General features: G+C 27.8%; 10 protein-coding genes. 9 read left to right on the top strand and 1 reads right to left on the bottom strand.

Going from position 1 to position 12,743, the window contains the following annotated elements:
* Positions 1-384: 384 nt before the first annotated feature.
* The 3 genes from PLW95_06390 to PLW95_06380 are packed head-to-tail and all read left to right on the top strand — an operon-like array spanning position 385 to position 2,469.
* On the top strand, positions 385-987 hold the full coding sequence (locus PLW95_06390) for a glycerol-3-phosphate acyltransferase (GenBank protein HOV22291.1): 603 nt from the start codon (positions 385-387) through the stop codon (positions 985-987).
* Positions 965-1,543, top strand: a complete 579-nt coding sequence (locus PLW95_06385; GenBank protein HOV22290.1) for a hypothetical protein — start codon at positions 965-967, stop codon at positions 1,541-1,543. The genes PLW95_06390 and PLW95_06385 overlap by 23 nt, the downstream gene beginning before the upstream one ends.
* On the top strand, positions 1,540-2,469 hold the full coding sequence (locus PLW95_06380; protein ID HOV22289.1) for a patatin-like phospholipase family protein: 930 nt from the start codon (positions 1,540-1,542) through the stop codon (positions 2,467-2,469). Before PLW95_06385 ends, PLW95_06380 begins: the two co-directional genes overlap by 4 nt.
* Here PLW95_06380 and PLW95_06375 read toward each other — a convergent pair.
* Positions 2,449-3,357 (bottom strand): hypothetical protein, encoded by a 909-nt coding sequence (locus PLW95_06375; GenBank protein HOV22288.1) that lies wholly within the window; start codon positions 3,355-3,357, stop codon positions 2,449-2,451. The two genes, PLW95_06380 and PLW95_06375, sit on opposite strands and share 21 nt — an antisense overlap.
* A 46-nt stretch (positions 3,358-3,403) precedes the next feature.
* On the opposite strand from PLW95_06375, the gene PLW95_06370 reads away from it, so the two are divergent.
* From PLW95_06370 to prfA, 6 genes are all read left to right on the top strand, one after another.
* The gene (locus PLW95_06370) at positions 3,404-6,016 is read left to right on the top strand and encodes a PD-(D/E)XK nuclease family protein (GenBank protein HOV22287.1); all 2,613 of its coding nucleotides are present in this window, start codon (positions 3,404-3,406) and stop codon (positions 6,014-6,016) included.
* Positions 6,013-8,601: a UvrD-helicase domain-containing protein gene (locus tag PLW95_06365; protein ID HOV22286.1), complete on the top strand. Its 2,589-nt coding sequence runs from the start codon at positions 6,013-6,015 to the stop codon at positions 8,599-8,601. Before PLW95_06370 ends, PLW95_06365 begins: the two co-directional genes overlap by 4 nt.
* A 218-nt stretch (positions 8,602-8,819) precedes the next feature.
* Positions 8,820-10,124, top strand: coding sequence for a nucleotide sugar dehydrogenase (locus PLW95_06360; protein ID HOV22285.1), 1,305 nt, complete (start codon positions 8,820-8,822; stop codon positions 10,122-10,124).
* A gap of 467 nt (positions 10,125-10,591) precedes the next feature.
* Positions 10,592-11,161, top strand: coding sequence for a GerMN domain-containing protein (locus PLW95_06355; GenBank protein ID HOV22284.1), 570 nt, complete (start codon positions 10,592-10,594; stop codon positions 11,159-11,161).
* A complete protein-coding gene (rpmE, locus tag PLW95_06350; protein HOV22283.1) occupies positions 11,133-11,333 on the top strand; it encodes a 50S ribosomal protein L31 in 201 nt (66 codons plus the stop codon). Before PLW95_06355 ends, rpmE begins: the two co-directional genes overlap by 29 nt.
* Positions 11,320-12,360 carry a peptide chain release factor 1 gene (prfA, locus tag PLW95_06345; GenBank protein HOV22282.1) on the top strand — a complete coding sequence of 347 codons (1,041 nt, stop codon included), beginning with the start codon at positions 11,320-11,322 and terminating at the stop codon, positions 12,358-12,360. The genes rpmE and prfA overlap by 14 nt, the downstream gene beginning before the upstream one ends.
* Positions 12,361-12,743: the final 383 nt, after the last annotated feature.

Below are 12,743 nucleotides of genomic sequence, written 5' to 3'. Positions count from 1 at the left end.
CTATTTTACTTTCTGATATACCTGATGAAGTAAAGAAGAAAATTTTAAGAGAAAACACCAAATCACTTATTGATAAATTTCCAAACGAAAAGTCATGAAATTTCACTCTTTAATTCCTGTTTTATAATATCTTAGATCTCGGTGTAAATTGTTAAGTTAGACACAAAGTTTTAAGAGAGTAAAAAGTAAAGCGTGAGGGGAAATATCCAATTGAAAAATAAGAAAAGAATAGAAATTTTTAATTTTTGCTTTTACCTTTAACTTTATGCACTCTTCCTGCTGTGCCTGTAAATTTTTAGTTGCGTGTGCGAGTGAGTATATCCAGATTTAGTATATCTAAATTAGACTTTTTGAAAATATATTTTTTTGTTTTAAAATTATTGTATGAGAATTGTTTTCTTGTTTTTTATAAGTTATTTATGTGGAAGTATTCCTTTCGCTTTTCTTTTTACATATTTTCTAATTGGTAAAGATATAAGAAAAATAGGAGATGGTAATCCAGGGGCTGCTAATGTTGTAAGAAATGTCAGTAAAAAATGGGGAATAATGGTTTGGTTTTGTGATACTATTAAAGGTGCTTTTCCTATTTTTCTTGGAAAGTGCTGGGGAGAAACAAATATAATTTTTCTAACAATTATAGGATGTTTTGCTATTATTGGACATTGTTATTCTGTCTTTTTAAAATTTAAAGGAGGTAAAGGAGCAGCAACAAGTGGAGGGGTAATTCTCTCTCTAATGCCATCCCTTTTTCCCCTTGTTATTATCTTATGGTTTACTGCTCAGAAAATAAATCCTCGTTCTCCCAAAATCCTTTTAAGTTGTATCTTTATATTTTTGTTGTTTGTTTTCTTTATTTATAAAGAGCAATTTATATATTATTTTATTTCTACTTTGATTCTAATTTTAACAGGTGCAATTATAAACAAAAACATAATAAAAGAAATAAGAGGCAAAAAAATTGGTAATGTGGAAAAGAAAAATTTATAGAATTGTAATGGGTTCAATTGCTCCTTTTTTTTATATTCTTACAAAGGATATTTTTTTACCATTGGCAATTTCAACATTTTTTCTTACTTTGCTTGGTGCTCTTGAATTTGAAAGGTGGAAAAATCCTTCTGTATGGAAATGGATGACAGAAAAATATGGAGGGGTTTTTAAAAAGAAAGTAGGTAGATTTACAGGAGATACTTATTTCATGATTTCAAATTTCCTTGTTTTACTTTTTTTCCCATACGATATTGCAATTTATTCTCTTTTTTTCCTTACTTTTGAAGATGCAGGAAGTGGAATTATTGGAAAAAAATATGGAAAAAGAGAAATTTTCAAAGGCAAAACATTAGAAGGTTTAATTGGAGGAATTTTATTTAATTTAGCAATTGGTTTTTTACTTTTGTTTTTTGTAGAAATCCCTTACCCAGTTTTTTTTACTGGTGTTTTTTTATCGGCTATTCTCGAGATTTTACCAATACCTGTTGATGATAATCTTTCAGTTGGTCTTTTAACACCTATATTTATGTTTATTGTTTATAAGGTGGTTTTATGAAAATAGGTCTTGCACTCGGTGGTGGTGGAGCATTAAGTTTATCTCAAATTGGCGTAATTAAGGTTTTTGAAAGAGAAGGAATTGAATTTGATATAATTACAGGTGTAAGTATGGGTTCAGTGGTTGGAAGTTTATATTCTTTTACAAAGGACTCAAAGCAATTAGAAGAGTTTTTTAAAAGGTTTATAAATGATAGAAATATTAAAAAAATAGAAGAAATTTTTATCAGACATAGGAAAAGAGGACTAACAGAAAAAATAACAGATGGATTTAAAAATTTATATATTCTTTTTAGTGATAGTTTTAAAACAGGACTTTTTGATTCAGAAAAAGTAATTGAGGAAGTAAGAAAAATTTTTAATGAGGAAATATATATTGAAAATTCAAAAATAAATTTAGGTATAGTCGCAGTTGAGTATTTTACAGGTAAAATTTTTATTTTTAACAGAGGTAAATTATTTCCTGCTGTTGTTGCTTCTTGTGCAATGCCTGGGCTGCTCACACTTGTTGAAATAAATGGCAAAAAATTCATTGATGGTGGAGTTGCAAGTAATATTCCAGTTATATCAAACTATATTCTTGGTGGTGAAATTATAATATGTGTTGAAAATGAACCATCACTTTTAAAGAACAGACCTTCAAATGTTTTTAGCACATTAGTTCAGGTAAGTAAAATTAAAAGTAAATATGCTGATATATTAGAAGAAATTTATGCTGATTTTAAAATTGAAATAGAACTTGAAGGTATTGAATGGTATAATTTTTCTCAATTTCAATATTGTGTAAAAGAAGGAGAAAAGACCGCTGAAAAATATCTTCCCTATATTGAAAAAGTTTTAAGACAAGAAAAAACACCTATTTCTGAAATAAGAGAAAAAATAATTAAAAATATTAAAGGAAATTTTTTAACGGAATCTTCTATGTAACCATGTGAACCACTGTTCTGGGTGTTTTTCCACATAATATTCAACTCTTTTTATGAAAAATGCACTCATATTTTCAATATCACTTCTTGTATTGGCTGTATATTCGGTTTTGTAAGGTCCTTCAATTATTACTTTATGTTTATTTTTTTTAGTTCTATATGTGAAAATTCCGATAACATTACATTTATATTTTCTTGCAAAGACCGCTGCTCCTGTTGGAGTAAAAACTTTTTCTCCAAAAAAATCAACTTTTACTCCCTTTCCATCGTGCTGGTCAAGATAGAAACATACAATTCCCCCTTTTTTAAGGTATTTTTTTGAGTATTCAATTGCTTCTTTCAAGTCCCATTTTGATACAAAGGGGACTTTCAATTTTTTTAAAAGACGGTCATTAAATCTTGATAAAAAAATATTATTTGAATATCTTATAATCATACTGATTGGATAATTCTTTTTTGCTAAATATGCCTGAACTACTGGAAAATTTCCGAGGTGACAGCATACTGCGACTACACCTTTTTTTTCTGCGACAACTTTTTTCAAAATTTCTTCTCCTTCAATTTCTATCATTTTTTCATATTCAGACATAGGAATTTTTGTGATTTTTACCAGTTCAATAAAATTTAAAACAATCTGATAAAAAAATTCTTTTGTAATTTTTTTCTTATCCTTGTATGAAAGTTTATCTTTAAATGCAATTGAAAGGTTTATTATAATTCTTTTTTTGCTGTTTGACATAGTTAGATATGCAAAATTACCCCATAAAATAGCCCAATATTTATAATATATAGTAGGTAAAAAGTATGTAATATAATAGACCTGTAAAAAAAGATAATAAACAATAAATCTAAAACATACTTTCCCAATGATTTTTTCTTTTTTTCTCATTTTGTTTGTATTTAAAGAAATAGTAAAATAATTATAATATAAAAGAATGAAAAAGTTAATTATATTCCCATTTTCTTATAGAGGTAAATTAGAGTATATTTTAAAAAATTTTATTAAGGAAGAAGAAAAAACAATTTTAATTTATTCTAATTTTTCTAAAATAAAAGAAGTTAAAAAATTATATTCTAATTTTCTCCAAAAAAACTTACTGCCAGAAATTTTAACAATAAAAACACTTGCCTGTCAATTAGTAGAAGAAAATTCTGAAAAAGATATTGTTGATGAATTGGAAAGATTTACAATCATATTAAAAATTATAAATAAAGCAGGAAAACTTCAGGATATTTCTATTGCAGGAATGGGTGAAGGAATAAATAATTTAATAAAAGACCTAAAAACATCTTTTGAAATAACTCCTGACTATGAAATTATTTTAAAAGAAATAAATAATTATCCATGGAGATTTGAAAAGAATAAAAATGATTTATTATTTGCTTTTAATGTAATAAGAACTTATGAAAATTATCTAAAAGAAAAAAATTTAATTGATATAGATGACCTTTATAAAGAAGGTGAAAAATATATTAGTCAAATTAAAAAGGAAAGATTGATAATAGAAAACTTTTACGAAATTTTACCTTCTCAAAAAAACTTCTTTTCTTCTCTTATAAATTATTTTCCTGATGTTATTTTTTCTTTTTCTTATGATGAAAATGTCTCACCAGATGTTAAAGAATTAATTCTTGATAAAACACTTAGTTTTATTAAAAATATAACTGATTGGGAGATAATTAAGATGGAAACTGAGGAAAACAAAAGTGAGGTTGAATGTTATAATTTCCCATCTCAAGATGAAGAAATAAAAGGAATTGTTAAGTTAATTTCAGAAAATTTTAAAAAAAACAAATCCTTGACAATTGATGATTTTTCAATTACCTGCCCTGATATGTTGGGCTATAGAGATACTATTGAAAGAATATTTAATAGATATGGAATTCCATCTGAAATGGTCCCTGGTTATACATTAAATAATGAGCCATCTATTATTTCTCTTTTAGATATTCTAATTTTTATACAGACATATGATTGGAAAACACTCATGGGAGTTTTATCTTCTCCCTATTTTAAGAAAATTAACTTTGAAGATTTTAAAAAATTTTCATCCTATACAAGAGATAATTATGAAGGAATTGGTTTTACAAAAGAAAATTTTTATAAAAGCAATAACACTGCTGTTCTTCTTATCAAAGAGTGTGTTGAAATTATAAAAGCAAGGGAAAATACTCTGGATAACTGGGTGAAAAATCTTTTAAAAATTATGGAGAAATTGGGCTGGCAACCACAAAACAGTGAAATAGAAAGAAAATTTAAAGAAGTTCTTGGATATATGAAAGGAGATTTTTCTCTAACTTCTTCACAATTTTTAAATATACTGAAAAAATGTTTAGAATTTAAAGAAATAGAAGAGAGCAGGGGAGATGGGTTAAGGGTTTCTGGAGTAATTGAAAGTACAGGAATGGAGAAAAAAATTTCTTTTATTTCAGGGGCAACAGAAGAAAATATTCCTAATGCTCCAAAATTGCTTGAGATATTTTTACCTGATAAATTAAAAGGTAAAATTGGTATTTCTGATTATAAATTAAGAATTGCCAGAGACCGACTTGATATTCACCGACTTTTAAATGAAAATGAAAAAGTTATATTTACATATCCATCCAAAATTGAGGGTAGAAACCAGATGAAATCAATTTTTCTTATGAATTTTGATGAAAAAACAATTTATGAAAAAGAAATAAATTCTTCTCAAACAAAAATTTTTAATTTTGGTTTTTCAAATGAGAAATTTTATGAAAAGTATTTGAAAAACGGGAAAATAGAAATTGGGGTTACTTCACTTGAAGAATTTTTAAAATGTAAGTATAGGTTTTATTTAAAAAATGTGGAAAATATCAAACCATATATAATTCCTGAAATTGAAGAAGTTCCAGAAATATGGGGGAAAATGGTTCATACAATTATGGAAAATATTTTTAATATATATAAAGGGAAAATTTTGTCAGGTAAATTTATTGAAGATGTTGTCAAACAATTTAAGAGTCAACTCTTTTCTGAAATAAAAAATTATACAAATTCAGAAATTTCAGAGTTTTACAGAGATATAATGAAAATAAGGGCAAAAGAAGTAGTTGAAAAATTTAAAAAAATAATTGTAAATCATATTGGAAATAAACTTCTTGAACTTGAATTTGAAATTCCTTATGAAGGACCAACTTATATTTTAAAAGGGAAAATTGATAGAATTGAAGAAAATAATGATGGTCTTTACATAATTGATATTAAAACAGGAACATCATTACCCCCAAGTTATACAGAAAATGATTTTGAAAAAAATAAGAATATCCAGATTCCCGCATATATATGGATGTTCAAAAATAAATTTAATTTAAAAAAAGATGTTTATGGCGCAATATGGAATTTTTCTTTTAAAGAAGATGACAAAAACAAAGAAGAAAAAAAGTATAATTTAACCTATATTGACAGAATGGATGAATATTTTAATAATATTTTTGATGAAATAATTAAAGGGAAAATAAATTTTCAACCAGAAGAAAATCCATCCTGTTTTTATTGTGAATTTAAAACCCAGTGTCCAAAATGAAAGAGAAATTTTTTATAGCCAATATAATAGAAGCATCAGCAGGAACAGGAAAGACCAGATACATAACAGAAGAAATGCTTTCTATTTACAGGGAATATAGAAATCCAGAGATTTTAAAAAGAATTGTTGCTATTACTTTTTCAGAAAAAGCAGCAATTGAAATGAAGGAAAGATTTTTAAAGAAATTTTATGGTGAAATTTTTAGCGATTTAAGTGAAAAAGAAAAAGTTGAAATTGAAAATGTTTTATTTAAGTTACAAATATCAACAATTCATTCATATTGTCAAACACTTTTAAGAAGATTTTATTTTTTAAGTGATATTGACCCTTATTTTGAAATAATTCAGGAAGGTGAAAGTGGAGTGCTTTTTAATAGGGCAATTTATAAAGTATTAAATACAAAAAGTGGGAGAAAAAGTTTTGCAGAAATTTCAAAGAAATTTAAATTAAACCATTTCAAAAATGTTCTGTTTTCTTTCTTAAATGCACATCCACATATTTTTCTTGGAGAACCAGAAGGAGAAATTACAAAAAAAATAACTTCTTTTTATAATATTATTTCAACACAACATTTTTTTCTTAAAAAGGAATTTTCATATCTTGATTTTGATGACCTTGAAAAACTTACTTATAAAACATTAAGAGATAATCAAGATGCATTGGTAGTTCTTGAAGATTTTGATGAGAATATAAACTTTATTTTTATTGATGAATTTCAGGATACAAATCTTCTTCAATTTGAAATTGTAAAAAAACTGATTGAAGAATGGATTTCTGGTTATGGAGCAAAAGTTGATAGAGGAGAAAATTTTGGAATTATTATAGTTGGAGATAGAAAGCAGTCAATCTATAAATTTAGAGGAGCAGAAAGTAAATTATTTGACGATGCAAAGGAAGTGCTTTCTGCCTATATGACTGAAAAAGTTTTAACAGAGAATTATAGGAGTAGTAAGGAAATAATTGATTTTGTTAATAATGTGTTTGAAAATGAAAGTCCGTGGAATATTCAGAAACTTATTGTTTCAGAGAAAAAGTTTAATTTACCATCAAAAATAGAAATAAAACTTTTTGATAATAAAAATGAAGAGGAAAAGAAAAATGAGTATAAGTGGGTATGTCAAAAAATTATTGAAATAGTAGAAAATAAAATTCCTGTAATAGAAAATGATATAGAAAGAACAATAGAGTTTAAAGATATTGCTATTCTTTTAAGACAAAGAAAAGGCAAATATTTTAAGTATTTGGAAAGGTATCTTTCTGACTTTGGTATTCCATATGTTATTATTGGTGGTGTTGGTTTTTATCAGGAAGAAGAAATTATTATGCTTACTTCTTTATTATTTGCTTTGGTTGACCCAGAAGATAAATTTTCTATCTGGAACATAGAAAATTCCATTTTATATATGGATAAAAGAGAAATAGAAAAATTGAGGCAATATTTAGGTCAATACAATATTGTTGAAATAATTGAAAATATCTTTAAAGAAAAAAATATATGGGAAAAATTAAATGGACAACAAAAAGCCAATTGTGAGAAATTTTTAATGATTTTAAACCAACAAAAAAAATTGCCTCTTTTTCAATTAACACAGAATTTAAGAGAAATTTCAGAAAGAACTGAGGAACCAAAAGCAGATATTTTCTCAATTCATCAAAACGCTGTAAAGATTAATACTATTCACGGAAGTAAAGGACTTGAATTTCCGTGTGTTTTTTTAATAAATATTGAAGATGGTGGCAGTAGCAGAAAGAACGATGAAATTATTTACATAAGGGAGAAAGGTATTTATAAATATTCTTTAAATATTGAAAGCCAGGAGAATTTTAAAGATATATATAAGAGAGAAATAAAAGAAGAAGAAAAAAGATTACTTTATGTTGCTCTTACAAGGTCTTCTCAGTATCTATTTATTTCTGGGCAAAAAAGTAAAAATTTGTGGGTAAATATGATTGAAAAAACTGAAGAAAAATATAAAGCAGAAGAAATAACAAGAAAGTCAAGAAAAATTGAAAAGGAAAAAATAAAAAAAGAAAAAATTGAAATACCTATAAAATTTACTCCACTAACTTCTTATACAAAACAGATAGAAAGAACAGAAGAAACATCTGATATGATTTTTGGAGAAGTAATTCATAAAGTACTAAGTGAAATATCAAATAATAAAATTCTTTTTTCTGAAAATAATTTTACTGGTAGATGTGAATTTTATTTAAAGAAAAAAATAAACGATTGGGATAAATATAATAAAAAAATAAAAGATATATTTAAAAAAATATGTGATAATGATAAAATAAAAGAAATTATTACTTATAAAAATGGTCTATCAGAAGTTCCTTTCGTTTATAAAGAAAAAAAACAAATTTTTGAAGGCAAAATTGATAAAGTAATTATTGAAAAAAAGAAATGTAAGGTGTATGATTATAAATTAAATATTAAAAATCCAAATAGGTATATGAAACAACTTAATATATATGAAAAAGCAGTTAAAAAGATTTTTAAAGTAGGTAAGGTTGAAAAGTATTTAATATCATTGGAAGAAGGGGAAATTTATAATTGCTCAGAAAGGCACAAATATATAGAGTGAGAGAATTTAAAGGAAGAAGCAATAAAGCACAGAGTTTTTTAAAAGTAAAATCTCCCCTTCCCCTCTTTTTCAAAGAGGGGATATACTCCTTCCTTTGAAAAAGGCCTCGCCCGTAGGCTGTAGCCTACAGGCTACGGCCGAGGGAAGGTCGGGATGGATTTTTAAAAACCTTGTTTTTTGTTGTAATATAATTTTTATTAAATAATAAAGGGAAAATTATGATAAAAGAAATTTTAAAAAAGATAGAAAGAAAAGAAATAAAAATTGGAGTTATAGGACTTGGTTATGTGGGACTACCTGTTGTTTTAAGATTTGCAAGAGTTGGGTTTGAGGTTGTTGGTTTTGATACTGACCAGGAAAAAGTTAATAAAATAAATAAAGGGATTTCTTACATTTCTCATATCCCTTCTGAATATATCAAAAAGGTTCTGTCAAGATTTACTGCTACTACTGATATAACAAAAGTAAAAGAAGTTGATGCAATAATTATATGTGTTCCAACTCCACTTGATAAATATAAACAACCAGATATTAAATATCTTGAAGAGGTTTCATCTGATATTTATAAAAATATAAAAAAAGGTCATATTATCTCTCTTGAATCAACAACTTATCCGAGTACAACAAGGGAAATTTTTAATTCAAAATTTGAAAAAACTAATTTAAAAGTTGGAAATGACTATTTTCTTATTTATTCACCCGAAAGAGAAAATCCCGGATTAGATCCATTTGAAGGCAGAAAAATACCAAAGGTTGTTGGAGGAATAACTGAAAATTGCACAAAAGTTGGTGTATCTCTTTATTCTCATGTTATCGAAAAAGTTATTCCTGTTTCTTCAACAGAAGTTGCAGAAGCAACAAAATTACTTGAAAATATCTATAGGGCAGTTAATATTGCTCTTGTCAATGAATTAAAAATGTTATTTGAAAAAATGGGAATAAACATATGGGAAGTAATTGAGGCAGCAAAAACAAAGCCATTTGGTTTTCAGCCATTTTATCCTGGTCCTGGGCTTGGAGGTCATTGTATTCCCATAGACCCATTTTATTTAACATGGAAAGCAAAAGAATATGATTTTTCTACAAGGTTTATTGAACTTGCTGGAGAGATAAATACATCAATGCCATATTATGTAGTTGAGAAATGTATAGAAGCATTAAACAAAAAAGGAATTTCAATAAAAGAAGGTAAAATTCTTTTAATTGGAATTGCATATAAAAAAGATGTTGATGATATCAGGGAATCTCCTACTATTAAAATTTTAAAAATATTAAAAGAGAAGGGTTTTAAAAAAGTTGATTATTATGACCCCTATGTTAAAGAAGTAAAGAAAACAAGACAATTTCCTCATGCTATAAAATCAATTTCTTTTTCTTCTTCTATTTTAAAAAAATATAATGCAGGAATTGTTGTTACTGACCATTCAAATATTGATTATGAATTACTTTCAAAAATTTTACCAGTTATAGTTGACACAAGAAATGTCTACAAAGATAAAAAGAAAAATGTTTTTAAAGCATAATTTTCAATCAACTTATGTTGCTTAAAGAAATGGCAAGTAGTCCGATGGAACCTTGTGATAAGATAAAAACAAAGACAAAATTTCCCCATTCCCCCTTTGAAAAAGCATCTGTCCGTCGTGATTTGTGGCAGAGAGGATATAGGGAGATTTCATCCTTCTCCCCAACGGGGAGAAGGTAGGGATGAGGGGGAGATTTGAAAAACCGACTAAAGTAGCGGGGAGTAGCAAAGCAGAGTTGGTGCATTATCGTCTACCAGATAGCACAACGGGAATGATGTGAGTTTAATAAAATCCATCCCCACCTTCCTTTGATAAAGGAAGGAGACAAATGTCTCCCATTTAACAAAGAGGGATGAAGGGGAATTTAACAAATACAACGGGTTAGGAGAATTGTGCATTAATATAATACTCTTTTCTGAATACTTATAAAGATTGACTTTTTTCTCCTTCAAGAATATAATTGTATTATGGAAAAAAGCGAAAAAATTATTTTAATTTTATTACTTATTATTTTTGTTTTTTTAATTTGTGTACTTGGATTTATTAAAATCGGGAAAAAATTTAAAGGTGGATATGTATATTTTGTGAAAAGTGATACAGAGGATACTTATTTAGTGAAAGTGGAAAGGAAACTTCCATTAGGAAGCAGCGTTGAAAAAAAAATAGAGGTTCTTATAGAGAATTTATTAATTGGTCCAACTGAAAAGGAAGAAAGGATAGGCATTTCAACAACTTTACCCGAAGGTGTAAAACTTCATAAAGTAGAAAGAAATGGAGATACTGTTTATATTGATTTTTCCGAAGAAATAGAGCAGGGAGGAGGGACTTCTTTGATGGAAACAAGATTAGCCCAGATTGTTTTTACTGCTACTCAATTTCCTGATGTTAAAAAAGTTAAACTTCTTATTGATGGGAAAGAAATAGAGTATTTTAGCAGTGAAGGAATAATGGTAGATAAACCTTTAACAAAAGATGATTTTGTCGAATTTATTAAGGAGGAGGAAGAAAATGAGAGAAAAAATACATCCAAAATATGAAGAAGCAACAATTACCTGTGTTTGTGGAAGTGTTGTTAAGACAATGTCAACTAAAAAAGATATAAAAGTTGATATATGTTCAAATTGCCATCCATATTTTACAGGAAAACAGAAATTTGTTGATAGTGCTGGTAGAGTGGAGAAGTTTAAAAAGAAATATGAAAGTAAGTGAAAAATTAAAGGAATTGGAAGAGGAGTATAAAAAGAATCAGTCGATTATTTCTAATGCGAAAGTTGGTGATAAAAAATATATTGCTGCAATAAAAAAAGTAGGAGAACTTGAAGAAATTTTAAAATACAAGAGGCAATTGGATATACTTAAAGAAAAAATTAAAGAAACAGAAAGTATTGTTGAAAATGATGAGCAGGAGTTAAAAGTTCTGGTAGAAGAGGAAATAGAGAAGCTAAAAAAAGAGAAGGAAGAAATAGAAACAAAAATTGAAGAATATCTTTCCCCAGAAAAAGCCCAGAATAAAAAAAATACTATAATTGAAATAAGAGGAGGAGTTGGGGGAGAAGAAGCATACCTTTTTGCCAGAGACCTTTTTAGAATGTATTCTAAATTCTGCGAAAAGAAAAATTATAAAATTGAAGTTCTTTCTTTAAATAAGACAGAGTTAGGTGGCATAAAAGAAATTATTTTTCTTGTTACTGGGAATGGTGCATATGGTGATTTCAAATATGAAAGTGGGGTTCATAGGGTCCAAAGAATACCTGAAACAGAAAATTATGGAAGAATTCACACCTCAGCGGCAACTGTATCTGTTTTTCCCGAAATAGAAGAAGGAGAAATTAAAATTGACCCTAATGATTTGAAAATTGAGACATTTCGCGCCTCAGGTCATGGAGGACAGCATGTCAACAAAACATCTTCTGCTGTGAGAATAACTTATATACCAACCGGTATTTCTGCAAGTTGTCAGGACGAAAGGTCTCAGTTTAAAAATAAAAGTAAGGCAATGAAAATTTTAAAAGCAAGATTACAAAAAATTTACGAAGAAGAGAAAAAAAGTAAAATAGACGAAGAAAGGAAAAAACAAATTAAAACAGGGGAAAGAAGTGAAAAAATAAGAACTTACAATTTCCCTCAAAATCGTCTTACTGACCACAGAATAAATTTGACTCTTTATAACCTTAATGACATAATAGAAGGTGATATGGAAAAGTTGATAACTACATTGAGGCAGGAATTAAAATAAAAATTTATAAATTTTTTCTTTTTGTTCCCCCTTTTTAATTCTCCCCTTTAACAAACCGACTAAGGAAGCAAAGGGTAGCAAAGCAGAGTTGGTGCGTTATCGTCTCCCAGATAGCACAACTGCTACCGACAAAAGTTGCAGGGATTAGCAGGGCAGAGTTGGTGCTTATTCTCCCCTTTATTAAAGGGGAGATAGAGGGGATTTAGGGGATTTCCAAGCACAACGGGGATAGAGAGGAATTTCATCCTTCTCCCCATCGGGGAGAAGGCTCGCCCGTAGGGCTACGCCCGAGGGTGGGGATGAGGGGGGATATTTCCCACTTTGACAAAGGGGGCAAGGGAAGATTTAATATAAAATCCATCCCTTCCTTTGATAAAGGAAGG

It is taken from the genome of bacterium (genome assembly GCA_035370465.1).
Lineage (GTDB): Bacteria > Ratteibacteria > UBA8468 > B48-G9 > JAFGKM01 > JAGGVW01.
This window is presented reverse-complemented; position numbering and strand designations above follow the sequence as displayed.